This is a genomic window from Piscinibacter sp. HJYY11 (assembly GCF_016735515.1).
In the GTDB taxonomy this organism is placed as follows: domain Bacteria; phylum Pseudomonadota; class Gammaproteobacteria; order Burkholderiales; family Burkholderiaceae_C; genus Rhizobacter.
On the sequence record NZ_JAERQZ010000001.1, the window covers coordinates 2,301,157 to 2,326,790 of the forward strand.

Sequence of the window (25,634 nt, forward strand, 5' to 3'; positions counted from 1 at the left end):
GGTCTCTGGGGTGAGGTGGTGGTGCGGGGCGCGCTAGAGCGCTTCTCCCAGCGTCTGGTGGGCGGCCGTCTTGATGGCCGCGAGGTCGGTGGACGACAAGGTGAGCCGGGCGGCGCCGGCGTTCTCGGCCGCCTGGCGCGGGTTGCGGGCGCCGCAGAGTGCAATCGACACGCTGCCGTGCGCGACGGTCCACGCGACCATTAGCTGCGCAAACGAACACTGGTGGCGCGCTCGCACCGGCTCGATCGCGTCGAAGAACTTCTGCAGCCGTGCGCGGTTCTCCGCCGAGAAGCGCGGGTCGGTCGCACGCTGGTCATCGCCGGTGAACTGGCGCTCGGGCGGGATGGGCCCGGAGAGCAGGCCGAGCGCCATCGACGAATAGCCCACCACCGAGACACCATTGGCCTGGCAGATCGGCACGATCTCGGCTTCGATCTCGCGGTCGAGCAGGCTGTAGCGCTCCTGCACCGCGTCGATCTGGCCGTGCTTCAGGTACTCGCGCAGCACCTCGGGGCTGGCGTTGCTGATGCCGATGGCGCGGATCGTGCCCTTGGCCTTCAGGTCGCTCAGGGTGTCCATCGTCTCGGCGATCGGCGTGGTGCTGTCCTGCCAGTGGGTGAAATAGAGGTCGATGTAGTCGGTCTTCAGGCGCGCGAGGCTCTGCTCCACTTCATGCAGGATCGACGCCCGCCCGAGGTGGCGGAACACCGCCATGCCCGCTTCGTCGAAGAAGTGCGTGCCCTGGCGCGTGTGCCACACCAGGCCGCACTTGGTGGCGATCACCACGTCTTCGCGCCGGCGGCCTTCGAGCGCCGCGCCCACCAGGCGCTCGGCACGGCCGAGGCCGTAGGCCGGTGCGGTGTCGATGAAGCGGATGCCGGCGTCGAGCGAGGCGCGGATGCCTTCGAGCGCGGCCGCGTCGTCGTTGCCGCCCCACATCCACCCGCCCATCGCCCAGGTGCCCAGGCCCACCGTCTCGCAGCGGATGCCGGAGCGGCCGATCGTTGTTGCTTTCATCGCTTGGTTTTCCTCACGTTCAAAAGGTGGTCGACGGTGACCGCGATCAACAGGATCAGGCCCTTGATCACGTCTTGCCAGTACGGCGACACGTCGAGCAGGATGAGCGAGCTGGTGACGACCGAGAGCAGCGCCAAGCCCAGCACCGCGCCGAGCACCGTGCCCGAGCCGCCCTTGAGGCTGGCGCCGCCGATCACCACCGCGGCGATCACGTTGAGCTCCATGCCCACGCCGAAGGTCGGCGTGGCGGCCCCGAAGCGCGCGGTGTAGATCACGCCCGCGAGGCCCGCGAGTGCCGAGCACAGCACAGTGACCCAGAACTTCACCCGGTCGGTGCGGATGCCCGAGTAGCGCGCTGCCTTCTCGTTGCTGCCGGTGTAGAACACGCGCCGCAGGAGCGTGGAGCGGCGCAGCGCGAAGTCGCTCACGAGCACGATGAAGGCGAAGATCAGGATCACCGCCGGGATTCCCATCACGTCGCCCTGGCCGATGAACTTGAACGAGGCCGGCAGCGAGAAGAGCGACTGCGGCGTGCCCTGCGTGAGCGCCAGGCACAGGCCGCGCACGATCACCATGAAGGCCAGCGAGGCGATGAAGTGGTTGAGCCCGATGCGGGTGACGCAGCCGCCGATCATCGCGCCGACCACGGCGCTGACGCCGATCGCCACCATGCTCGCCGTCCACGGGTCCACGCCCATCAGGAAGAGCTTGCCGGTGATCACCATCGCGAGGCACACCACCGAGCCGACCGAGAGGTCGATGCCGCCCACGATCAGCAGCACGGTCATGCCGACGACGACGATGCCCTCGATCGAGAACGAGAGCAGCATCGCGCGCACGTTGTCCCAGGTGGCGAAGTGGGGCGAGGCGAAGCTCATCACCAGGCACAGGAGCGCGATGATGACGACGAGCCCGGTCTCGCGCATGCTGGCCAGGCGCGAGCCGCCGCTGAAGGGTGAGCGCCAGCCGCCGAGCGGGCTGCCCGACATCAGCGGTGCGTCTTCGGCGAGGCCGTGGAAAGAGTTGGTCTTGTTCAATGCAGTTCCTCGGCGCGCAGGCCGGAGGCCAGGCGCAGCAATGCTTCTTCTGTCATGTGGTCTCCCGTCACTTCACCGGCGACCCGGCCTTCGCGCACCACGATCGCCCGGTCGCACAGGCCGATGATCTCGGGCAGCTCCGACGAGATCACGACCACGCCGACCCCTTGCTGCGCGAGCCCGCGCAGGATGTGGTGGATCTCGGACTTGGCCCCCACGTCGACACCGCGTGTCGGCTCGTCCATCAGCAGCACCGCGGGCTCGGTGGCCAGCAGCTTGGCGATGGCGACCTTCTGCTGGTTGCCGCCCGAGAGGCTCTGGCACTCGGCCGTCACGGCCTGGCACTTGAGCTTCAGGCGCTTGCCCAGCTCCTCGGCCAAGCGGTGCTCTTCGCTGCGACGCAGCCAGCCGAAGCGCGAGGCCACGCGCGGCAGCGCCATCGACGAGACGTTCTGCGCAATGGGCAACTCGAGGAACACGCCGGAGGACTTGCGGTCTTCGCTCAGGTACGCGATGCCGTGGCGCAGCGCGTCGGCATAACTCCCGATCTTCAACGCTTCGCCGCGCAGGTGCACCTCGCCCTGCCGTGCGCGGCGCAGCCCGCACAGGGTTTCGGCCAGCTCGCTGCGGCCGGCGCCCATCAGGCCCGAGATGCCGAGGATCTCGCCGCGGCGCAGCTCGAACGAGATGCCGTGCACCCGTTCGCCGTCGCCGAGGTTCGTCACCTGCAGCAGCGTCTCGGCGGTGGCCGACGCCTTGTCGGGGTAGTACTGGCCGAGGTCGCGGCCGACCATCGCGCGCACCAGCGCATCGGGCGTCAGCTCGGCGATGGCGCCGCGGTGCACGTCGCGGCCATCGCGCAGCACCGTCGCACGGTCGGAGTGCTCGAAGATCTCGGCCATGCGGTGGCTGATGTAGACGATGCCGATGCCCTGCGCCTTGAGGTCGTGCAGCACCTCGAAGAGCGCCTCCGACTCGACCTCGGTCAAGGCGGCGGTCGGCTCGTCGAGGATCAGCACCTTGCAGCGCCGGCTGAGCGCCTTCGCGATCTCCACCAGCTGCTGCGCCGACAGGCTCAGCTCGTCGACGCGCAGGCCGGGGTCGATGTCCTGATTGAGCTTGGCCAGCACCTCGCGCGCACGCCGGTTGAGCTCGGCGTAGTCGACGAGCGCGCGCCGGCTGGTGTTGATCTCGGCCATGAAGATGTTCTCGGCCACCGTGGCATCGCCGCACAGCGCGATCTCCTGGTGGACGAGGCCGATGCCCAGGCGCATGGCATGCGCCGGGCCGTCGATCACCACCTTCTCGCCCTCGAGGTAGATCTCGCCGGCATCCGGCTGGTGGATGCCGTCGATGATGTTCATCAAGGTCGACTTGCCGGCGCCGTTTTCGCCGCACAGGGCATGGATCTCGCCGGACTGCAGCGCGAAATCCACCCCCGCCAGCGCACGCGACGCCCCGAAGTGCTTGGTGATCCCCCGCAGCTCGAGCAGGGGAGCGGCGGTCTTCATTCGTCGATGCCCTTGGTGCCGCGGCGCTTGAGGTACTTGTCCCAGTAGAAGTCGTCGGCGTTGGCCTTGCTCACCACCGACAGCCCGTTGTCGAGGAAGGGCACGGCCATCGGGTTGGTGCCCGAGCGGCGCGCGTCGTTCATCGGGTCGATGAGCGACTGGTTGCGCGCGAGGAAGAGCAGCATCATGCCCATGAAGCCCTGCACCCCCTGGTTGGGGTTGATGGAGCCGAAGACCTGGCCGGCCTTGATCATGTCGAGGATCTTGGCGTTGACGTCGCAGCAGAGGACCTTGATGTCCTTCTTGGTCTCGATCTTGGCCTGCGCCGCGCCGAGGGCCGAGTTGGCTTCGGGCATGAAGAGCGCGGCAAGGTTCGGGTTGGCCTGCGCCATGCTGAGCACGGCCTGGTAGGCCTTGTTCGGATCCTGGTTGCTGGCGGCGCGGCCCACGAGCTTCATGCCGGGGTGCTTGGTCTTCATGCGGTTGATGAAGGCGGCGACGCGGCGGTCGTGGTTGTCCTGGCCCGGGTTCTCGAGCACGCCGTAGTCGCCCTTGCCGTTGAGCGACGCGGCGATCGCATCAGCGGCCTGCGAGCCCTCGCGGTCGTTGTCGGAGGTGACGAACGAGACACGCTTGGAGTTGGGCGAGTCGGCCGCGAAGGTCACGACCGGGATGCCCATCGCCGCGGCGCGGTTGATGGGCTCGATGAACGGGTCGGGGTTCATCGGGTGCAGGAGGATGCCGGCCGGCTTGCGCGCCAGCTCCTGCTCGAACGACGCGAGCTGCTTGTTGACGTCGTACTCGGGCGTGCCGCTGTAGCGCGTCTTCACGCCGAGCGTGCGGCCGAGCGACTTCATCATCTCGTACACGGGGAACCAGTACTCGACGCCCGAGACCATCACGTTCATCACGTAGACGTCGTTCGGGTTGCCGCGCAGGCCGACGCCCGCGGCCGCCTGGGCGAATGCATGGCCGCCGGTGAGTCCGGCTCCGGCGGCAACCGCCGCGGTTTTCAGGAAATGTCTCCTCATTTGACGCGCTCCTTCTGTGATGGGCGAGGCTGAATCGGGGGTTGGCCGTTCTGTTTGGCCGTCTTCGTTGTCATGACAACAGCGCGAATATAGAAGTCGATTTCCGCCCGTGCATCAGGGAAAACGCGGCTATTGAGGCGCATCGGTTGTGGGACGATGTCATAACAATGAACCAAGACATCTATCTCGGCATCGACCTGGGCTCCACCGGTCTGAAGGCCGTGGCATTCGAGACCGGCAGTGGGCGCGTGCTCGCCGCCGGCGGTGGCGCACTACCCTTTTCCCGGCCTGCCGCGGGCGCGAGCGAGCGCAGCGCGGCGGCCATCCGCGCTGCACTCGTGCGTGCGATCACGCAGGTGACGCAAGGCCTCGGCGCCAGCGCGTCGCGCATCCGCGGCATCGGCTGCACGGGGCACGGCGCAGGCCTCTTCGCGCTCGACGCGAAGGGCGAGCTGCTCGGGGGCGTGTCGATCGGCTCCACCGACCAGCGCGGCGCCGCACGTGCACGCACCATCGCACAGCGGCACGGTGAAGCCCTGGTCGCGCAGGTCGGCGGCAGCCCCTGGGCGGGCCAGCCCACCGTGCTCGCCGCGGTGCTGCATGGCGACGACGTCGTGCAGCGCGGCACGCTCCGGCACATCCTCTTCGCCAAGGACTATCTGTGCTGGCTGCTCACCGGCGAGATGAGCACCGAGGCCAGCGACGCGAGCACCGCCGGCCTGCTGTCGCTGCGCGATGGGGGGTGGTCGCAGGAGGCCTTCGCGGCCTCGGGCCTGCACGATCTGTCGGCCCGCAACTTCGCCCCGCTGGTGCCCATGGGCAGCGCCGTGGGCACGCTGCGCGACGCATGGGCCGTCGAATGCGGCCTGCCGCGCGGCGTGACCGTGTGCACGAGCGCGATCGACCTGCTCACCGCCATGCATGCGATCGACGCGCCGCGCACCGACAGCGCCGTGGCCGTGCTCGGCACCTGGTCGGTGAACGCCGTGGTGGGGCCGGTGATGCCGGTCACGCCCGACGTCGCGGCGGTGGTGCATTTCGGCGACGCGACGCGCCGCCTCTACATGGACAACAGCCCGTCGGGCATGGCCAACCTCGACTGGCTCGCCACCACGCTGCAGTGGAACGGGCCGGCGGCCGTGTTCGACGCAGCGTTCAGCGTGCCCTTCGACGCCGGCCCGCGTTTCCTGCCCTTCATCCACGGCGCGCCACCGGGCGAAACCGCCGGCTTCCTCGGCGTGCAGCCGCACCACGGGCCGGCGCACCTCGCGCGCGCGGCGGTCAACGCGGTCGCGGCACTGCACGTGCGGCACCTCGCGCGCCTGCGCGCCGCCGGGCTCAACACTTCGCGCCAGGTGATCGTGCTCGGGGGCGGCGCACGCGACCTGCGCATGGTGCAACTGATCGCCGGCCTGCTCGGCCATGCCGTTCAGCGCTGCGACGACGAATCGGGCGCACGCGGCGCCGCGCTCTGCGCCGCGATGTCGCAAGGCCTCGCGCGCGAGGCACTTCCCGCGCCGATGGAGCGTGTGGAGCCCGACACGGCCCAGGCCGCCGCCATGGCGGACGAGCTCTCGCGTTTCGACGCGCTGCTGCAAGCGCTCGCGCCCGCGTTCCAGCGGCTCGCACCGAAGGAGGCCCGATGAGCGAGCCGGCGTCGGTCTACCTGCGCCCGGCCGCTCTGGCGGGCCGGCATTTCTCGAGCGTCATCGTCGGTGCGGGCATCAACGGCGCGGGCGTGTTCCGCGACCTCTCGCACCAGGGCGTCGACTGCCTGATCATCGACAAGGGCGATGTCGCCAGCGGCGCCAGCAGCGCCCCCTCGCGCATGATCCACGGCGGCCTGCGCTACCTGGAGCACGGCTCCTTCTCGCTGGTGGCCGAGGCCACGCACGAGCGCAACCTGCTGCTGCGCAACGCGCCGCACCTGGTGCGCCCGCTGAAGACGGTGGTGCCGCTGTCCAACTTCTTCGGCGGCCTCCTGAGCAGCATGGTGCGCTTCACCGGCATCGCCATGCCGTCGAAGGCGCGCGGCCTCTTCGTCGTCTCGCTCGGCCTGCTGCTGTACGACTTCCTCGGCCGCCGCCAGCGCGTGATGCCCTCGCACCGCATCGAGCGTGTCGCGCGTGCCGATGGCTCGCTGTTCCGCAGCAGCGTGCGCTGGACGGCCACCTACTTCGACGCCTGGATCAGCCACCCCGAGTGGCTCATCCACGAGCTGGTGGAAGACGCCCACCGCGACGAGCCGCGCTCAGTCGTCGCCAACTACTGCCGCGCCATCGGCTGCGCCGGCAAGACCGTCTACCTGCAGGACGAGCTCACCGGCGAGCGCGTCAGCATTACCGCCGACACGGTGGTCAATGCGACGGGCGCTTGGCTCGACCGCTCGGCCGATGCGCTGCACGGCGCCGGCTCGCGCGTGATGGGCACCAAGGGTTCGCACCTGATCCTCGACCACCCGGTGCTGCGCGATGCGCTGGCCGGCCGCATGGCGTACTTCGAAGCGTCGGACGGCCGCGTGTGCATCGTCTACCCCTTCCTCGGCAAGGTGCTGGTCGGCTCCACCGACATCCCCGTCGACGACCCCGACCGCGCGAGCACCGACCCCGACGAGGTCGACTACCTGCTCGGCGTGCTGCGCGACCTCTTCCCCACGCTCGACATCTCGGCCCAGCAGGTGGTCTACACCTACGTCGGCGTGCGGCCGCTCGCACGCTCGACCGCCGACAACCCGGGCGGCATCGCCCGCGACCACTCGGTGGTGCTGGACCCGCCCAACACCACGCGCCACGTCCCGCTCGTGTGCCTGGTGGGCGGCAAGTGGACGACCTTCCGCGCGCTCGCCCAGCACGCCGCCGACGAAGTGCTGCAGCAGCTCGGTCGCAAGCGCCGCGGCTCGACCGAGGGCCTGCCGATCGGCGGCGGCGCCCAGTGGCCGGCCGACGAGCGCGAGCAGCAGCGGCTCATCGGCGAGACCGCCACCCGCACCGGCCTGGCACCGGCCCGCGTGGCCGAACTCGCCGGCCGCTATGGCTCGCTCGCCCACACGGTGGCCGTGCGATTCGCCGCCGATGGCGACCACGCCCTTGCCCACACCCCGGGCTACTCGGCAGCCGAGCTGACATACTTGTGCCGCCGAACTGGCGTCGTCCACCTGAGCGACCTCGTCCTGCGCCGAACGCTTCTGGCGATCCGCGGCCAGGTCAGTGAAGCATCGCTTGCCGAAGTGGCCGAGATCGCGGCCAAGGCCCTCGGGTGGGACGCGCTGCGCTTGCGCACGGAAGTCCAGGCCTGTGCCTTGCTGCTGCACGAGCAGCACCGGGTCTCGCTGCCGCGCCTGGCCGCCGAACAGCACCGCACCGCGCCCGACGCGCCGCTCAGTCCCTTCATCAGGCCCCTGCCCACCTAATCGACGTGACCTCCGACGTGAACTCGCTCGCAGACCTCGCCCCCCAGCTCGACCGCGGCTCCGACATGCCGCTGTGGTCGCAGTTCCGCGACAGCCTTCGCACCGTGATCCTCAGCGGCGAGCTGTCGGTCGGCGACAAGCTGCCCACCGAAGCCGAGCTCGGCGAGCAGTTCGGCATCTCGCGCATCGTGGTGCGCGAGGCACTGGCCGACCTGGTGCGCAGCGGGCTCATCTACAAGATCCGCGGGCAAGGCGCCTTCGTCGCGGCGCGCGAACGTGAAGAAGACTTCGTCTCGACGGTGCTCGGCTTCTCGGACGAGATGGAGCGCAAGGGCCTGACCGTGCGCACGCAGGTGCTGTCGCAGGAGCTGCGCCCTGCCACGCCCGCCGAAGCCCAGGTGATGAGCCTCACCGGCGACGACCCGCTCATCGCCCTCAAGCGCCTGCGCAGCGTCGACAACGAGCTGCGCCTGCTGGTCGAGACCTGCGTGCCGGCCGACCTGGCACCCGGCCTGCACCGCGTGAAGCTCGAGAACCGCTCGCTCTACGACGTGCTGCGCCGCCAGTACGGCCTGCGCATCGTGCGCGCCGAACGCTGGATCGACGCCGTGCTGCCCGACGAGGCGACGGCCGAGCTGCTCGGCCTGACGGCGCCCGAGCCGCTGCTGCGCATCGAGTCGCTCGCCTTCAACCAGAACGGCCGTGTGCTCGAGTACTACAAGGCGCTGCACCGCTGCAAGTCGAGTCGTCTCCACGTGAAGACGACGACTTGATCAGCGCTTCGGCACGAAGACGAAATCGCCCGCCTCGTGCCCCGCAAAGCGGATCGGCGCGTACTGCGGCTTCTGCTGGATGCGCAGCCGCTGCGCACGCAGGCTGAAGCGGGCCGAGACCGAGTCGAACAGCCGGCGTGTCTCGATCGGCTCGCGCACCGCGTCGAGCACGTCGAGCAGGCTGCCCGCAAAGAGCGAGTTGCGCCCCGCCCCGCCGTCGACCACCGGCTCCAGGCCGCCCGAGGTCATCGCCACCCGCGCGCGCAGCTGCGAGATCGCGCGCAGCGCATCCCAGTGGCGCTCGCCCACGAGGTCGGCGTCGGCCACCGGCAGCGCGGTGCGCGCCATCGTGCCCGAGTAGCACGAGTCGGCGATCACCAGCACCTGGCGCACGCCCAGCGCGTTGATCTGGTCGGTGACGTCGACCACCGAGATCCAGTTGCTGCGGTTGTCTTTCTCGCCGTCGACCGGCACCCAGTAGCCGCGCTGCGTGGTCTCCTCGATGTCGCCATGGCCGGCGTAGAAGACGAGCAGGTTGTCTTCGGGCTTCACCTTCGCGCGCAGCGCGTTGAAGGCGGCGAAGGTCTCGCGGCGCGAGACGTCGGTGATCAGGGTGACCTCGAAGCCGTAGCGCTGCTCCAGCATGCGCTTCAGGTCCTGCGCGTCGTTGACCGGGTTGTTGAGCCTGGGCCAGTGGCGGTAGGCCTGGTTGGCGATCAGCAGCGCGTGGTAGCGCGCGTTGGGCAGGCCGTGGTTGAGCTTGGTGGCCGGCGGGTTGGCGCCGCGCGGCACGGCGCGGAAGCTCAGCGTCGCCTGGCCGCCCTGCCGGTCGGTGGCGGTGAAGCGTGCGTCGGCGCCGCCCGGCGGCACCTCGATCTCGGTGCGGAAGAGCCCTTGCGAATCGACCGCCAGCGGCTTGTTGTTGAACACCAGCTGCCGCACGCCGGCCTCGGTGTTCACCTTGCCGCGGATCTCGCGCCGCTCGCCCTGGCCGCCCAGCGGCACGAGCGGCGCGGCACCATCGGCGCCCGGCGTGGGCACCACCACCACCGGGTCGACCACGTGGATGGTGATGCGCCCCGGCTCGCTGCCCTGCCCGCTCGCCTGGCGGAAGAGCCGTGCGGCCAGCACCGGGTCGCGCTTCACGCCGAGCCCGCGCTCGTGCAGCGAGGCGAGGTTGATCATGGCGCGGCTGTCGCCCTGGGCCACCGCCTTGGCGTACCAGGTGGCGGCGGTGGCCGGGTCGGCCACGGTGCCGATGCCGCGCTCGTACATCTCGCCCACCTGCGTCTGCGCTTCGGCATTGCCCTGCTGGGCGAACGGCAGCCAGATCGCGAGCGCACGCGCCGGGTCCTTGGCGGCGAGTGCGAACTCGCCACCGGCTTGCGCACATTCATGCGCCGGCAGCTTCTGCGGCCGGCGCGCCGAGAGCGAGGTGGCGAAGTTGCCGAGCTGCCGCACCTGCCCGGGCAGCAGGCAGTCGACGATCATTAGCTGCTCTTCGCTCAGGTTGGCCGGCAGCGGCGCGGGCCCGCCCGCACAGGCCGCGAGGGCCAGCGCGCTCAGCGTCAGCAGCCGGCGAACCATCCTCAGATCTCGAACTTGAGGCCGAGGCCGACCCGCGTTTCCTGCAGGTCGTTGGACCCTCGCCGGTGCGACACGTCGACGAAGCTGCTGATGCCGCGGGTGAGCTGCAGCACCACGCCCGCCGCCAGGCCGATGGAGCTGCGGCTCTCGGCGCTGTCGGGGTCGAGCTCGCGGGTCAGGCCGTTGTTGTTCGAGCCGATCACGGGGTCGGCATCGCGCCACAGGCGCTGCCGCCAGGTCACGCGCCCATAGGGCGTGAGCGTGCCGAAGCGCATGCTGATCGGCTGCTGCAGCTGTGCGCTGATCACGCTCGCGAGCACCCGCTGCTTCTGTTCCCCGACGGTGAAGCCCACGGTGCCGTTGTCGACGTTGGCCGGGTCCGACAGGTCCTGGTAGATCGCCGCCAGCGGCTTGGTGCGGGTGTCGGTGAACTCGAGCCCGGCCTGCGGCACGAGCGCACGCGGGCCGAAGCGCCAGATGCGGCTCGCGCTCACCCACAGGCCCCAGGCGTTGCTGACGTTCTCGCCGGTGAACTGGTCGGTGTCGTTGCTGATGCGGCGCGTCTCGAGCTGCGTGCGCATGAAGGAGAACGCGCCGTCGATGGCGATCGCATCGCGGGTGAAGTAGCTGAGCGAGGCCGCGAGCGAGGTGCTGCGCGTGTCGACCGTGGTGTCGCTGCGGATCACGTTCGGCCCGCAGTTGGTGAAGTCGAATTCCGTCTGCTGACGCGAGAGCTTGCCCTTGGACACGTTGACGATGCCGCCGAGCACCCACTGTGGCGAGAGCACACGGTCGACCGCGAGGCTCACGCCGAAGTTGCGCACCTTGAGCGGCCCGCGCTCGAAGCGCAGGTTGGACGGTGGGCCACCGGGGCCACCGGCCGCTTCGAGCGGCGCATCGCCCACCACCTGCGGCGCGGCCGCCTCGTTGTTGCGGATGCGCCGGTCCTGCTCTTCGGCGGCGGCGCAGTCGTCACGGCGCTTGTCGTCGGGGCATGGCGGTGACGTGGTGCCCTGGGCCTGCGCGAGCGCACAGGTAACGAGAAAAGCCAGTGGCGGGATGCTTGAGCGCAGCGACATGGGGGCACCTCCTGATCTGCGCGGAGCTTAGCGCCGCGCCGGCGCGCCATGATGGCTTTCACCCCCCCAGGGCGGCCGAATGTGACCTTCGTCCAGACACCGCGGCCCGTCCCGGCGGCAGCTCCTGCGTGACCACCAGCCCGCGCCGCAGGTGCGCGAGGTGCAGCCTGACGTTGACCCACAGCATCACCGCCCCCAGTTCCACCGCCAGCAGCAGGTGCAGCATGGCCTCGGCCGCCGGCACCTTGCCCGCGGCCTGCGCCGTGGTGAGCACGCCCGTGATGACCCAGGGCTGCCGCCCCGATTCGCAGACGATCCAGCCGGCCTCGATGGCCAGCCACGGCAGGGGCAGCGCGGCCACGCAGGCGAAGAGCACCACACGCCCGCCCAGCCGGTGCGGCTCGGGCGTTCGCCAGAGCACGAGCAGCATCAGCAGCGTCATCAGCCCCCAGGCCACGAGCATCACGCGGAACGACCAGAACACCAGGCCGACGTTGGGCAGCCCCGCCTTCGAGTCCCTCGCCAGTGACTTCAGCCCTTGCAGCCGCACTTCGCTCGTGTCGACCACCCAGCCGAGCGCGCCGGGCACGGCGAGCTCGAAGCGGTTGAGCTGCGCGGCCGTGTCGGGCAACGCGGCGACGAGGAAGTCGGCGCTGCGGCCGTCGGTCTCCCACAGCGCCTCGATGGCGGCAAACTTCATCGGCTGGTAGCGCACCAGCCGCTCGCCGCTCCAGTGCCCGGACAGCGCGGTGACCCCGAGCGAGACGAGGCAGAACACCGCCGCAGCCCGCAGGCCTGCGCGCGCCTCGTCGACGTGCCGCTGCCGCAGGCGGAACCACGCACAGACTGCCAGCACGAACATGCCCGCGAGCACCCACGCACCGGCGATGGTGTGCAGCACCTTGGGCACGACCAGCGGGTGGCCTGCCAGGTCCATCACCGACGCGATGCGCGCCTTCCCGCCCACGAACTCGGCGCCCTCGGGCCACTGCATCCAGGCGTTGATCATCAGGATGGCGGTCGACTGCACCACCAGCACCACGGCGAGCGCCGTGCTGGCGAGAAGGTGCCACACGGGCTTCAGGTGCCAGCCGAGCGCCACCACCGCCACCAGCGTGAACATGACCGGCGCCACCTGCGCCTCGAACGCAAACACCGGCCCCACCACGCCCTGCACCACGTGCGCATAGCCGGCCCAGTGCAGCTCGATCTGCGAGCGCAGCGGGTAGCCGGTGAGCACCCCGCAGATGAAATTGAGGACGAAGGGCCACGAGAGGAAGCGCGCCACCGTGCGCAGCGCCGGCCGCCCGGTCATCAGCGACCAGCCCTCGAAGGCGGCCATCAGCGCCGCGAGCCCGATGGTCAGCGGCACGAAGAGGAAGTGGTAGGCCGCGGTGAAGCCGAAGAGAAGCCGCGAGGCGTCGACGTCCGAGTACTGCATGGCGGATGAGGGAATGAAAAAAGCGGCGGCAGGCCCAGCAGGCCCGACCGCCGCGAGGGGTTGAGGTCAGAGGATCAGGAGCGCATCAGTTTCTGAACGCCAGTTGCACGCCGGTGCCCGGCACGGCACAGGTGTAGGTCACCTCGGTGCCCGCGGTGATCGCGTTGAAGCGCAGCGTGGTGTCGGAAACCACCGCGCCCGATGCGTTGGTGAAGTTGCCCGTGGCCGGCTGGTAGAGGTAGCTCACCGGCTGGCCGTTGCTCACCGCACGGGCCACCAGGTCGCACTCCTTCACCGTGCCGCCGAGGATCTTCGACGTGAAGTTCGCCGCCGCACGCGCCTTCAGCAGGTCGGCCCGTGCCCCGGCGCTCAGCACCGTCGAGCGGCTGTAGGTCACCTGCTGGCCGACGATGGGCGCGAGGTCGGTGTCGATCGCGAGCAGGAACTGCTCCACGTCACGCTGCATCGACTGCGCGCGGCTGTTGTCGATCGGGAAGCCCATCTGGAAGAAGCTCGTCGACATCAGCGCAAACGCCGTGAGCTCCGACGAGGTGCCGCGGTGCATGCGGTCGAACTGGATCAGCGGGTCGTTGAACTGGAACAGGTTGAGGAAGCGGAACAGCGTGTCGAACGACCCATCGTGGATGAAGCCGAAGCCGCGGATCTGGTCGCCCTGGAACGGCGCGCCGGGGATGCGCACCGTGTTGAGCTCCTTGGTGCCGAACATGCCGACCTTGGTGTAGAGGTCGCGCAGGTGCGGCACCTTGAAGATCTGCGTCTCGCCTTCGAAGTTCGACTCGCCCTGCGTGCCGAAGCGCCCGTTGGCCGAATCGATCTTGTGGCACCCCTCGCAGGTGAACGACGCACGGCCGGTGCCGCGCAGGTCGGCCAGCGGCTGCAGTCCGGGCAGGCCGTCGAAGGGGCGGATGGAGCCGTCGAGGTTGCGCGGGCCGAAGTAGATGTCGCGGCCGCGCTGCTGCGAGGCGTTGAGCTGGTTGTTCAGCGCACGCACCGGGTTCGGCGGCAGCTGCACCTTGAGCTGGAACGCGGTGAACTTGTCCATGATGTCCACGTCTTCCGGCGTCGGGCCGCTGGCCGGCGTGGGCTTGCCCAGGAGGCCACCGAGCGCGACGATGAAGTTGCGGAAGTTGAGCACCTCGTTGTCGCCGTAGGCCGCGCGCTTCATGTTGTTGTCGGCCGAGCCGATGTAGCCGTCGACACCGAAGAAGCCGTTGGAACGGTCACCGCGCCAGTGCATCGCACCCGAGTTGGTGAGGCCCTGCAGCGTCTGCGTGGTCATCGGCCCCTTCATCGGGTGGAAGTCGTCGGCCGCCTTGGTGCCGTTGAGGTGGGTGATCTTGAAGGTGACGGTGCCGATCTCGGGGTTGAGGTTGATCGGGATCGGGTTCTTCTCGACCTTGCCGTTCGGGTCGCCCAGGTCCCAGGCGAGCTCGTCCTTGCCGCCGAAGGTGTGGCAGCTGGAGCAGGCCGATTCGCCGTTGCCGGTGGTGCGGTTGGCGTCGTAGAGCATGGGGCGCCCGGCGATCACCTCCGACGACTCGGGCGTGGGCATGGAGCTGGCGGCGATCTCGCGGTTGGTCGCGAGGTCGATCACCTTCACCGCGTTGTCGAAGCGGGTGGTGACGTAGAGGCGGTTGCGCGTCTCGTCGAGCACCAGGCCGCTCGGGCCACCGCCGCTCACCGTGATGTAGCGGGCGCTCTGGGTGCGCGGGTTGAAGGTGTCGGCCTCCAGCGTGGCGGTGTCGAAGACGCCGATCTTGCTGGAGCCGAAGGCGGCCACGTAGAGCGTGCGGCCGTCGCGGCTCACCACCATGTCGAGCGGGGTCGAGAGGCTGTGGTCCTTGGCCGTGGGGTCGAAGCCGGCCTGGCCTGCGAGCTTGCTGTAGTCGATGTGCTTGTTGAGGTGGCGCGGCGTGGCGGTGGTGCCGTTGACGACCGTGATGCGGGTCTTGGCGATCTGGCCCTGCACCGTGCTGCCGCCGTAGGCGCCCGAGCCTTCGAACCGGATGTGGTTCATCGACTCGTTGTTCGACACGTAAAGCTTGCCGGTCACCGGGTTGGTCACCATGTTGAAGAGCGTGGTGCCCACGTGCGGGATGGCGCTGCGCTGCGTGAGTGCGTTGGCGTCGACGGAGAAGACGTCGAGGTCGGGCATGTTGAAGCCGACGGCGGCCGTCCAGTCGCGGCCGGCGGCGTCGAGCCAGCGGCGGCGGGTGTTGTCGAACTTGACGATCAGGCCCACGTCGGGCGCGCGGTGGCCTTCGTAGTTGGTGGCCGGGCCGAGCTGGCCGCCGGGCACGGTGATGCCCTTGCGCACGCACGGCGTGGTGGCGAAGTCGGCGCACATGTAGTCGCCGGGCACCACCGTCGTCTGGTTGCCCGACTTGAACGCGGCCACGTAGACCGTGTTCCTGTCGGGACTCAGCGCCAGCGCGCGCGGCGTGTCGGAGAAGAAGGTCATGATCTTCAGCGGCGTGCCGCCGAAGGTGGTGCCCAGTGATGCGGAGTCGAAGACCCACACGTCGGCACGGCCGACGCCGGGCGTGGTGAGCTGCGGGTCGCCGGCCCCGGGCACGCTGGAAATCGACGAGTCGGTGCGGTGCTGGCCGCGGTGGGCCGTGGTGATGAAGGCGCGGCCGTTGGCGGCGAAGACGATGTCGCGCGGCTCGTCGCCGACCAGCAGCGTGCGCGTGACACGGGGGATGCCGGCGAGCGTGACCACGCTCACGCTGTCGGAGAGGTGGTTCACCACCCACACCTCGTCGTTGTTGCGCGCGGCCACCGCCACCGGCTCCAGGCCGACGGGGATGCGCGCCGCAAGGGTCAGCGCGCCGGTGGTGCCGATGTTGAAGACTTCCAGCGTGTGGTTGGGCGTGTTGACGGCGAAGAGCTTGCGCCCGTCGGGCGACATCGCGACCGGCCGCACCGGGCCGCTGTCGAACGTGATCGCGGCCTGCGCCTGCACGGCGCCAAGCAGCACCAGCGGCGCCGCGAGCATCGCCGCGAGGCGCGATCGCAAGCCGCTGAAGCCTCTGAACCTTCTGTGAGCACTCATGCCTTGTCTCCTCTAGCTGCAACAAAGGCGCGGACGGTATCGCCCGAGGGGCCCGCGGATCAACGTTCAAAAGGGTGGGCCGCCACCCGCCATCGCCTCGGGGCTCCACCTAATAGGCGTTGCCCGGGGTGAGGCCTAGATTTCGCGGCGACCCACGAAGGAACAGGTGCGAGCGTCGATGCAGGCTGCTGCTGAGTTGTTGCCAAGCCAGTGGCCGGGACACCCGCCCGTGTGCGGCGCCAACCTGCGCCCGATGCTGCTGCCCGCCTCGGCCGTGCGCCGCGATGCGCTGGTGTCGCGCATCGATGCCGCCTCGCGCGCGCGCCTGCTCGCCGTGGTGGCCCCGGCCGGCTCGGGAAAGACCACGTCGCTCGCGCAGTGGCACGACAGCGTGCGCGGCGAGCGACAGGTGGCCTGGCTGTCGCTCGATGCGCTCGTCGTCGGGCAGGGCCGTGTTTTCACCTACCTGCATGCGGCGCTGCAGGCCGCCGGCGTGGCGCTGCCCGATGCGCTGCCCACCGCCGACTCGCTGGGCGTCGCGATGCTGCTCGACACGCTCGACCGCGCACCGCAGGGCTTGTGCATCGTGATCGACGGCTTCGAAGCCTTGCACGAGAACGGACACGAGCAGGGCCAGGGCCTGATCCGCGCCGTCGAATACCTCGTGCTCAACTCGCCTGCCCACGTGCACTGGATCGTGGCGAGCCGCTGCGCGCCAGGCCTGTGCGTGAGCCAGCTGCAACTCAGCGACCAGTGCGAGGTGCTCGGCGCGCGTGACCTCGCGTTCAACGCGCAGGAACTCGCCGCGCTGGCCCACACCCTGCACCGCCGCACGCTCTCCGAGACTGAGATCGCGAGCGTGATGGCCAGCACCGAAGGCTGGTGCGCCGGCGCGAAGCTCGCGTTCCGCGCGCTCGGCTCGCAGGCGCAGGCCAGCGCCGACACCTTCAACGGCGCCCACCGCAGCGTGGTGCGCTACTTCGACGAAGTGCTGTTGAGCGACCTGCCCGCCGAGACACAGCGCCTCTTGGTGCGCTGTGCCATCGTCGACCGGCTCAACGGCGCGCTATGCAACGCGCTCACCGGCGACGAGGGCGGCTATGCGCTGCTCGACCGGCTGGAGCAGTCGGAGTTCTTCCTCATCCCGCTCGACGAGCAGCGCCAGTGGTACCGGCTGCACGCGCTGCTGCTCGGCTATGCGCGCGACCGGCTCGCGCGCGAAGAGGCCGACGCCATCCCGTCGCTGCACCAGAAGGCGAGCCGCTGGTTTCTCGCACACGGCCTGAAGGACGAAGCGCTCCAGCACGCGCTGGCCTCGAACGACCGCGCCTGGCTGGTGGAGGCGATGGACACCTGCGCCGTCGACTGGATCCGCGAAGGCGACCCGCTGGTGGTCATGCGCTGGCTCGCGCACCTGAGCAGCGACGAGATCGTGAGCCGCGACGAGATCTGCTGCGCCTACATCCTGAGCCTGGTGCTGGCGCACCGGCTGGTGGAGGCGCGGCGCATCCTCTACCTCGCGCGCAACCACCCGGGGCGCGAGCACAACGAGGTGGTGCAGTACCGCTTCCGCGTGCTGCACCGGTTGATCTGCGGTGATGTGTTCGGCAAGCAGGAGTCGGTGGAGGGCTACCTCGAAGGCGACCAGATGCCCGACCCCTTCTTCACCGGCATCCTCATCGCTGCCCAGGCCACCAGCCTGCTCGGCCGCAACCAGTTCGACGAAGCGCGCCGCATGGCCCTGCGCGCACGAGACATCGGCGTGCGTTGCGTCACGCCCTACCTCACCAGCCACACCGAGACACTGCTCTGTGCCGCCGAGTACCAGCAGGGCAACCTGCGCAGCGCCGCACGCATCTCGGCACGCAACTACGCCGCGCTCAAGAGCGCACCGCACTCGCCCGCGTGGGTCAACGCCGCCGTCACGCTCGCCTGCGCGCGCTACGAGCGCGGCCGCCTCGACGGCGCACGCGCCCTGCTGCTGGAGCTGATCCCCCACGTGGCGATGTGCTCCACGCCCTGGGTGTACTGCGCCGCCCACGTGGTGCTGGCGCGGCTGAAGGCGATGGAAGGCCGCTTCGACGACGCGATCGAGCTGCTCGACGTGGCGCACAGCGTGCTCGACGACGTGGGCCACCCGCGCTACCTCGCCGAGATCTGCTACGAGAAGGTGCGGCTCGGGCTGGAGTCGAACGACGTGTCGCTGGCCGACACCACGGCCGCGGGCTTCGGCCTGCGCGAGCGCGAAGGCCATGGCGAATGGTCGGCCCCGCGCCGCTACGAGGAGGCCTGGGCGCGCTGCGGCTTTGCGACCGCACTGCTCGCGATGCAGGGTGGCGAGCACGATCGCGCACGGGCGCTGCTGCAGGTGATCCGCGACAGCGCCGACGGGGCCGGTCGCGTGGCGCGGCGCATGTCGCTCGACTTCGCGCTCGCGGTGTGCCACTGGAGCGCGGGGCGCGACAAGCTGGCCTACGAGGTGCTCCAGCGCAGCCTCACGCAGGACCACAAGGCCGGGTACTCGCGCGCGGTGTTCGATGACGTGCCGAGGTTCTCGACCTTCATCCGCTCGGCGTTTGCGGCAGGCAAGCTGGAGATCGCGCTGCCGGCCAAGCCGTTCCGCCAGTGGCTGGGGCTGGCGGCGCTGGCGCCGGCGTCGTCCCCGCAGGCGCATCAGGTGGCGGGTGCTGTGGCGCCTGCCGTGCCGGCACGCGAGCCGCTGACCGACCGGGAGCTGGAGGTGCTGCAGCTGCTCTCGAAGGGGCTGTGCAACAAGTCCATCAGCCGGGCATCGGGCATGGCGCTCAACACCATCAAGTGGCACCTGCGCAATCTCTACATGAAGCTCGACGCCACGAGCCGCACCAGCGCCGTGGCCCGGGGGCGGGAATTGCAGCTGGTCGAGTGAGGCGGTGCGCGTAACGCTTGCCGCTTGGGCGTCCACAGAAGCTGTGGAAAAGGCTGTGGGCAAGTGGCATGGGCACACCCCGCGGGCGGGCCGCGGCGGGCTCGGCCTTTGAACTGCCCCTCGATCAGGCACGAGCGCGGCACGTGGCTTGCCGCCAGAGGCTTGAACGCCTTCGGCGCTCACCCCTCTTTTCAGGTGCCGCGTCAGCCATGCAGCCGTCCACTTCCGGAACGACCGCCTTTCAGGAGTCCGACTTCGCCAGCGTGGAGCCCGGTCAGCGCCGTGCGCTGACCGACTCGCTCAACGCCTTGAGCGAACAGGTGCGACTCGCCGATGCGGCGCTGCAAAGCACGGCGGTCCTCACCCCCGAGGCCGCGCTGCCACCGCCGGGCACCGATGCCGCGCCGCAACCCGGCCCATGACCCGTGAGCCTGTCACAAGCGTTCACATCAGGGTCAAGGTCCCGTGGCTACCATCCCCCGCCCAGAGGCGAGCCACGAGCTGGCCCACGGGCCCATCGGGCGCTGACCCGAGATGCCTGACCACCGTTGGGAGACCGTTCTGAAGCCCTCGATCGCGACCGCCACCGGCCCAGCCTTGCCTGCGCCGATGAGCTTGCCGACAGAGATTGCGTGCCCGACCACCGATGCCGGTGGCCCGCAGGTGCTGCTGCATCAGGAACCCGTCTTCCGGGCACCCCGGCGCGCCAAGGTGCCCACCCAGCCTTCGCTGCTGCAGGCACTCATCGGGGCCGAGAGCGCCGACGAGCGCCGCCGGATCGTCACCACGCTGCTGCACGTGCTCGGCTTCGAATGGCTGGGCTACGGCCGCTTCGCCAACCGCAGCGAGCCCGGCACGCCGGTGAGCTTCTGCACCACGTATGTCGACTCGCACTGGGCCGAGCGCTACTTCGGCGCGCGCCACTACGAGGTCGACCCGCGTCTGCCGCGCGCGCTGCAATCCTGCCTGCCGGTCGTGTGGACGCTGGACCACCTGCTCGCCCTTGCGCAGCCGGACGACGGCCGCCTGCAGCGCTTCGTCGACGAGCTCGGCGACACCGGCATGCGCAGCGGCGTGATCCTCGCGCTGCCCGGCGCCACGCACACCGACCGCCAGATCGTGAGCCTGCTTTCGCGCACGCCTGGCAGCGGCTGGATGGGAGACGGCCTGCTGGGCCAGGTGCTCACGCTCGCGTTGTGCCTGCACGAGTTCTACACCCGCTACGCCGCCCCGCCCGAACCGGCCAGCAACCCGGTGGCGAGCCCACGGTCGGCCGGGGCGGGGCTCACCCCGCTGCAGCGCGAGATCCTCGCGTGCGTGTCGCAGGGGCTGGGCGACAAGGCCATCGCCGCGAGGCTCGGCATCGGCCTGCACAACGTCGACTACCACATGCGACAACTGCGCAAGCGCTTCGGCGTGCGCAACCGCGTGCAGTTGCTGCAGGCGATGCAGAGCGACGACGCTCTCTGAGCCCCGCGCGCCTCACGGGCAACCGGCCCCGAGCAGCTCCACCGACGCGTTGACCAGCTGCACCCGGTTGCGCGCCGAGAACCGGCGGCGCAACTGGCGCATGTGGTAATCGACGGCGTGCATCGTGAGCTGCAGGCGGTAGGCGATCTCCTTGTCGCTGCGGCCCTGCTGCAGCTCCTCGAGGATGTGAAGCTGCGTGGCCGACATGTCGCCCAGCGCAGGTTTGTGCAGCTCGTCCGGCAGGTGCAGGTGATGCGACAGCACCTCGTGCAGGCTCAGGCCCAGCGTCAGCGCCTGGCCCAGCACGCCGTCGACGATCCAGGCGCGCCCGGGCCGTGACGACATCAGGCTGATGACCGTGTGCTCGTGGGCCCGCACCGGCGAGGCCAGGCGGAAGAACACGCCGCTTCGGATGCCGCTGTCGCGGAAGTCGTCGAGAAAATCGCGCTCGCGGCCGCTCGGCCGGTGGCCCGTGTGCAGGCTGCCCAATTCGTCGATGTCCCAGATCAGCGGCAGGCTGGACGTGGGCGCGTCCTGGTGCCGCGTGTCGACCTCGTGGTAGCGCTGCGCGAAGTAGCGCTTCAGCCAGGCCGGGTGCGCATAGCTCGTGAGAAAGCGCGTCGGCACGGCGCGGCCGTGCTGCTGCACCACGGTGCCGTAGCCCAGCCATTCGAATCCGAGCGCCAGCAGCGCGCCTTGCACCACGCGCTTGCGCGCGTCGGCGCTGCCTGCGGCGAGCAGTTCGCCCGCGAGGCCCGGCAGCGGTGCCGCCGGCAGCGTGCCCTCGTGCGCCAGCAGCTGCTCTTCGGCATAGAGCCGCGGCTCGGCCTCTCTTCTCATCATCATGTCGGGGTGGCACATGGTTCAGCCCTGCTGGCCACGGGCCACGATCGACACGCCATGGTCGGCGAGGTAGAGGCTCACCGGCGCCCCGGGGCTCAGCGGCTGCTTCACGTCGGGCGAGACGACGAAGATGTCGCCGAGCGGGCTGCCCAGCGTGTACTCCATGACGCTGCCCACGTAGGTCTGCTTGACCACGCGCGCCGCCAGGCCCGAGCTCGCCACCGGGCGGATGAGCCAGGCCTCGGGGCGCACCGCGATCTTCACCGGGCCGGGCTCGATGTCCTGCTGCGCGGGGATGCTCAGCGCGCCGAGCGACACCCGGCCCTGCGAATCGCACATGCCGTCGAACAACATCGCCTCGCCCATGAACCCGGCGACGAACTCGGAGTTGGGCGACTCGTAGAGCTCGTGCGGCGTGCCGCGCTGCGCGATGACGCCCTGGTCCATCACGATGATGTGGTCGCTGACGGCAAGTGCCTCGCTCTGGTCGTGCGTCACGTAGGCCACGGTGAGCGCCAGGCGCTGCTGCAGCGCACGGATCTCCTCGCGCATCGAGCGGCGCAGGCGTGCGTCGAGGTTGGAGAGCGGCTCGTCGAAGAGCAGCACCGCCGGCTCCAGCGCCAGCGCACGGGCGAGCGCCACGCGCTGCTGCTGGCCGCCCGACAGCTCGCTGGGCATGCGCTCGTCGAGCCCGTGCAGGCCCACGGTGGCGAGCATCTGCGCCGCCTTCTCGCGCGCCTGCGGCCCCCGCTGCCCCGACATGCGCAGCCCGTACGACACGTTCTCGATCACGCTCATGTGCGGGAAGAGCGCATAACTCTGGAACACCAGGCTCACGTTGCGCTGCGCCGCGCCGAGCGCGGTGACGTCCTCGCCGTTGATGAGGATGCGCCCGGCGCTCGGGCTCTCCAGGCCGGCGATCATGCGCAGCGTGGTCGTCTTGCCGCAGCCCGAGGGGCCGAGGATGGTGGTGAGCGTGCCCTTGGGCACGCCGAAGCTGATGTCCTTCACCACCAGCGGCGCGCTGTCGTCGCTGCCGTAGCGTTTCGAGACGTTCTGGAATTCGATCCCGTACATCGGTGTGGGTCCTTGAAGCGAAGAAGGGGTCATCGGGGTTAGAGCGTGGTCGCCACCGGGCGCGCCACCGTGTCCTGAGGGCGAGGTGCCGCCGCATCGCGCCGGCCGAGCTTGCGGTCTCCCACCAGCCACTGGATGGCCGCGGTGGCCAGTGCCATCAGCACGATGAGTGCCGTGCTGTAGGCCAGCGCCACGCCGTAGTCGCCCTGGCCCACCCGGCCGATGATGAAAGTGGTGGCCAGGTCGGTCTCGGCGGTCACGAGGAAGATCACCGCCGACACCGTGGTCATCGAGCGCACGAAGCTGTAGATGAGCGACGCGGCGACCGCCGGCTTGAGCAGCGGCAACACCACCGTCCACAAGGTCCGCGCGGTCGAGGCACGCAGCATCAGCGCCGCTTCGTCGAGCGACTTGTCGAGCTGGCGGAAGGCCGCCGAGCCGGCCCGCACGCCCACCGGCAAATTGCGGAACATGAAGCACATCACGATGATGAGCCCGGTGCCCGTCATCTCGAGCGGCGGCACGTTGAAGGCGAGGATGTAGCTCACGCCCAGCACCGTGCCCGGAATGGCGAAGGCCATCAGCGCCGAGAACTCGAACAGGCCCTGCCCGCGAAACTGCACCCGCGCCAGCAGCCAGGCGATCAGGAGCCCGAGCCCCGCCGTCAGCGGCGCGGCCGCGGCGGCGAGCTTCACGGTGGTGAAGAGCGAGTCCCACGCGATGCCGGCCCACTGCAGCGCGCCGCCCTCGGCCGTGATGGCGAAGGCCGTGCGGAAGTGATCCAGCGTGGGCGTGTAGTTGCGGCCCCAGGTCTGCACGAAGCCGCCGCTGAAGGCGAAGACGTAGACGACCAGCGTGAACAGCAGCCAGGGAATGGCGATCGCCAGCGCCACGCGCCGCAGCCCAGCGGGCAGCCGCATCGAGATGCCGGCGTCGCCCTTGCCCGAGACGGTGGTGAAGTTCTTGCGCCCGAGCACGCCGCGCTGCAGCGCGAACACGCCCAGCGCAAAGAGCGTGAGGATCCACGCGAGCGCCGCGGCGCGGCCCTGGTCGAACTGCGCGCCGACGATGGCGAAGAAGATCTCGGTCGACAGCACCGAGAACTGCCCGCCCGCGACGATGGGGTTGCCGAAGTCGGCGATGCTCTCGATGAAGCCGACGAGGAAGGCGTTCGCCAGGCCCGGCAGCATCAGCGGGAAGGTCACGTGGCGGAAGGTCCGCGAGGTGTTGGCGCGCAGCGTCTGCGAGGCTTCTTCCAGCGAGGGGCTGATGCCCTGCACCACGCCGCGCACGATCAGGAAGGCGATGGGCGTGAACGCGAAGAGCTGCGCCAGCCACACGCCGAACCAACCGTAGAACCAGCGCCCCGGCTCGATGCCGAAGGCCCACTCGAGGAACTGGTTGACCAGCCCCGCGCGGCCGAAGAGCAGCACGAGCCCGAGGCCCACGACGAAGGGCGGCGTGATGATGGGCAATGGCGCGAGCAGGCCCAGCGCGCGACGCACGCGCGAGTCGCTGCGGTCCTCGATCAGCGCGAGCAGCGTGCCCAGCACCGTGGTGCTCACGCCTGTGAGCGTGGCGAGGAAGAGCGTGTTCCAGGCCACGCCGCAGCTCGTGTCCGAGCGCAGGCAGCCGAGGCCCCAGATGCGCTCGTTGGCCACACGCTGCAGGCCGGCCATCACACTGGCCTGGCCCGCTTCGTCGAGGAAGGCGCCTGCCAGCGTGCGCAGCACCGGGAAGGCGACGAACACCAGCAGCAGGCCGGCACTGCCCACCACCGCGGCCGCGACGAAGAGGTCGCCGCGGAAGGCGCCGAGCCGTGCCATGCCGAACGCGGCCTGCATCAGCAGCGCCGCCAGCAGCAGCACCGCGCCCCAGCCAAAGCCGGGCTGGCCGACGGCGGCCGGGTCGAGCAGCTGCGACAGCACGCCGGCCGCCGCGTTCGCATCACCGTTCGGCAGGCCGATGAGGAAGCCCTGCGCCAGCACGACCGCCACGCCGAGCGCGCCGCTCAGTGCGAGCAGCCAGCCCTGCGCCCGCGAGGGCAACATGGCCGCGGCCGCGAAGGCGGCCAGAAGCGGCAGCGCGCCCAGCACCAGCCACGGGCGGCGGTGCAGCAGCACCTGGGCGAGGGCCGTCGAGCTGTTGTGGCCGCCGAGCAGTTCGGCCGGGCCACGCAGCGAGAAAAGGCCGTCGGGCAGCGCATACCACGGCAGCAGCGCGAACGCGACCAGGCCGAGCGCGGCCCAGACCACGATGCTGCGGTTGTTGATGTCGAAGCTCATGGCGTGTCAGCGCGGCAGCGAGTTGACTTCGCGCTCCCAGCGGTCGATCAGGCGCTTGCGCTCGCTCGACTTGCCGTACTTCGCGTAGTCGTAGGGGATGAACTTGATCTTGCGGAAGTCGGGAATGCGCGCGTCGAGCGGCGTGGTCTTGTTCGACGGCAGCTGGAACTGCTTGGCCGCCACACCGAGCTGCTGGGCGGCCGGCGTCAGGGCCCACTCGTAGAACTTCTTCGCGTTGTCGAGGTTGCGCGCACCCTTGACGATCGACATCGAGCCGATCTCGGCGCCGGTGCCTTCGCACGGCGTCTCGGTCGCGATCGGGAAGCCCTGCATCTGCTCGCCGGGTGCGTCGTGCACGAAGCTGATCGACACCGTGGTCTCGCCGCGCGCCGCCGCCTTGATGGGGCCGGTGCCCGAGCGGGTGTACTGGCTCACGTTCTTGTGCAGGCCCTTCAGGTACTCGTAGGCCTTGTCCTCGCCCATGAGCTGCACGATGGTGGCGATCATGGTGTAGGCCGTGCCCGAGCTCGCCGGGTTGGCGACCTGCACCTCGCCGCGCAGCGCAGGCGCGAGGAGGTCCTTCCAGCACTTGGGCACCGGCAGCTTCTTCTTGGCCAGCAGCTCGGTGTTGTAGCCGAAGCCGAGCGGCCCCGAATACACGCCCACCGTGCGCCAGCCCGATTGCTGCGCCTGGTCCTGCGCCCACGCGTGCAGTTGCGGCAGCGACGGCGACTTGTACTCGAGCGTGAGGTCCTGCTCGGCGGCCTGCAGGTGCGGGTCGCCGGTGCCGCCGAACCAGACGTCGATCTTCGGGTTGGCCCGCTCGGCGATGAGCTGGGCCAGCGCTTCGCCGCTGCCGCGCTTGAGCACATTGACCTTGAGGCCGCTGCTCTTGGCGAAGGCGCTGCTCATCATCGAGCACCACTCGTCCTGCACCGAGCAGACGATGTTGAGCTGGCCGCTGCCCTGGGCCTGCGCGGTGGGCGCGGCAGCGATGAGCATCAGCGCGAGCGTCGAGAGGGTGTAGGTGCGTCTCGTGGTCATGGAATCGTGTCTCCTGTCATGCCGTGATGGCGTTGTCTGGCGATGA

18 protein-coding genes are annotated in these 25,634 nt (G+C 69.9%); 6 read left to right on the plus strand and 12 right to left on the minus strand.

What is annotated here, in order from left to right; all coding sequences use genetic code 11:
- Positions 1-33: 33 nt before the first annotated feature.
- Genes JI745_RS10525 through JI745_RS10540 form a run of 4 tightly spaced genes read right to left on the minus strand, consistent with a single transcriptional unit; the run spans position 34 to position 4,596 of the window.
- Positions 34-1,017 carry an aldo/keto reductase gene (locus tag JI745_RS10525; protein WP_201805998.1) on the minus strand — a complete coding sequence of 328 codons (984 nt, stop codon included), beginning with the start codon at positions 1,015-1,017 and terminating at the stop codon, positions 34-36.
- On the minus strand, positions 1,014-2,006 hold the full coding sequence (locus JI745_RS10530; protein ID WP_201812479.1) for an ABC transporter permease: 993 nt from the start codon (positions 2,004-2,006) through the stop codon (positions 1,014-1,016). The genes JI745_RS10525 and JI745_RS10530 overlap by 4 nt, the downstream gene beginning before the upstream one ends.
- Before the next feature lie 44 nt (positions 2,007-2,050).
- Positions 2,051-3,565: a sugar ABC transporter ATP-binding protein gene (locus tag JI745_RS10535; protein WP_201806000.1), complete on the minus strand. Its 1,515-nt coding sequence runs from the start codon at positions 3,563-3,565 to the stop codon at positions 2,051-2,053.
- Complete coding sequence (locus tag JI745_RS10540; protein WP_201806002.1) at positions 3,562-4,596, minus strand: substrate-binding domain-containing protein; 1,035 nt, start codon at positions 4,594-4,596, stop codon at positions 3,562-3,564. Before JI745_RS10540 ends, JI745_RS10535 begins: the two co-directional genes overlap by 4 nt.
- 167 nt (positions 4,597-4,763) lie before the next feature.
- Between JI745_RS10540 and JI745_RS10545 the strand changes: the two genes are divergently transcribed.
- Genes JI745_RS10545 through JI745_RS10555 form a run of 3 tightly spaced genes read left to right on the plus strand, consistent with a single transcriptional unit; the run spans position 4,764 to position 8,778 of the window.
- Positions 4,764-6,242 (plus strand): FGGY-family carbohydrate kinase, encoded by a 1,479-nt coding sequence (locus tag JI745_RS10545; protein ID WP_201806004.1) that lies wholly within the window; start codon positions 4,764-4,766, stop codon positions 6,240-6,242.
- On the plus strand, positions 6,239-8,005 hold the full coding sequence (locus tag JI745_RS10550; protein WP_201806006.1) for a glycerol-3-phosphate dehydrogenase/oxidase: 1,767 nt from the start codon (positions 6,239-6,241) through the stop codon (positions 8,003-8,005). Before JI745_RS10545 ends, JI745_RS10550 begins: the two co-directional genes overlap by 4 nt.
- Positions 8,006-8,022: 17 nt before the next feature.
- Positions 8,023-8,778, plus strand: a complete 756-nt coding sequence (locus JI745_RS10555; protein ID WP_201812480.1) for a GntR family transcriptional regulator — start codon at positions 8,023-8,025, stop codon at positions 8,776-8,778.
- Here JI745_RS10555 and JI745_RS10560 read toward each other — a convergent pair whose 3' ends face one another.
- The 4 genes from JI745_RS10560 to JI745_RS10575 all read right to left on the minus strand — a co-directional run bounded on the left by JI745_RS10560 (position 8,779) and on the right by JI745_RS10575 (position 15,961).
- Positions 8,779-10,365 carry a caspase family protein gene (locus JI745_RS10560; protein ID WP_201806008.1) on the minus strand — a complete coding sequence of 529 codons (1,587 nt, stop codon included), beginning with the start codon at positions 10,363-10,365 and terminating at the stop codon, positions 8,779-8,781.
- Between the two features lie 2 nt (positions 10,366-10,367).
- On the minus strand, positions 10,368-11,444 hold the full coding sequence (locus JI745_RS10565) for an autotransporter outer membrane beta-barrel domain-containing protein (RefSeq protein WP_201806009.1): 1,077 nt from the start codon (positions 11,442-11,444) through the stop codon (positions 10,368-10,370).
- Positions 11,445-11,502: 58 nt separating this feature from the next.
- Positions 11,503-12,885, minus strand: coding sequence for a cytochrome ubiquinol oxidase subunit I (locus JI745_RS10570; protein ID WP_201806011.1), 1,383 nt, complete (start codon positions 12,883-12,885; stop codon positions 11,503-11,505).
- An 85-nt stretch (positions 12,886-12,970) separates the two neighbouring features.
- Entirely contained in the window at positions 12,971-15,961 is a 2,991-nt protein-coding gene (locus tag JI745_RS10575) for a YncE family protein (protein WP_201806013.1), read from the minus strand.
- Positions 15,962-16,190: 229 nt separating this feature from the next.
- Between JI745_RS10575 and JI745_RS26765 the strand changes: the two genes are divergently transcribed.
- The 3 genes from JI745_RS26765 (at position 16,191) to JI745_RS10590 (ending at position 20,339) form a co-directional block, all read left to right on the plus strand.
- Complete coding sequence (locus JI745_RS26765) at positions 16,191-18,869, plus strand: LuxR C-terminal-related transcriptional regulator (protein ID WP_201806014.1); 2,679 nt, start codon at positions 16,191-16,193, stop codon at positions 18,867-18,869.
- Positions 18,870-19,078: 209 nt separating this feature from the next.
- Positions 19,079-19,291 carry a hypothetical protein gene (locus JI745_RS10585; protein ID WP_201806015.1) on the plus strand — a complete coding sequence of 71 codons (213 nt, stop codon included), beginning with the start codon at positions 19,079-19,081 and terminating at the stop codon, positions 19,289-19,291.
- A gap of 112 nt (positions 19,292-19,403) precedes the next feature.
- Entirely contained in the window at positions 19,404-20,339 is a 936-nt protein-coding gene (locus JI745_RS10590; RefSeq protein ID WP_236674959.1) for a LuxR family transcriptional regulator, read from the plus strand.
- A 12-nt stretch (positions 20,340-20,351) separates the two neighbouring features.
- On the opposite strand, the gene JI745_RS10595 is transcribed toward JI745_RS10590, so the two are convergent.
- The 4 genes from JI745_RS10595 to JI745_RS10610 are packed head-to-tail and all read right to left on the minus strand — an operon-like array spanning position 20,352 to position 25,588.
- Positions 20,352-21,185: a LuxR family transcriptional regulator gene (locus JI745_RS10595; protein WP_201806019.1), complete on the minus strand. Its 834-nt coding sequence runs from the start codon at positions 21,183-21,185 to the stop codon at positions 20,352-20,354.
- A gap of 18 nt (positions 21,186-21,203) precedes the next feature.
- A complete protein-coding gene (locus tag JI745_RS10600; RefSeq protein ID WP_201806021.1) occupies positions 21,204-22,259 on the minus strand; it encodes an ABC transporter ATP-binding protein in 1,056 nt (351 codons plus the stop codon).
- Positions 22,260-22,297: 38 nt separating this feature from the next.
- Positions 22,298-24,544, minus strand: coding sequence for an iron ABC transporter permease (locus JI745_RS10605; RefSeq protein WP_201806023.1), 2,247 nt, complete (start codon positions 24,542-24,544; stop codon positions 22,298-22,300).
- A gap of 6 nt (positions 24,545-24,550) precedes the next feature.
- Positions 24,551-25,588, minus strand: a complete 1,038-nt coding sequence (locus tag JI745_RS10610; RefSeq protein WP_201806025.1) for an ABC transporter substrate-binding protein — start codon at positions 25,586-25,588, stop codon at positions 24,551-24,553.
- Between the last annotated feature and the right edge of the window lie 46 nt (positions 25,589-25,634).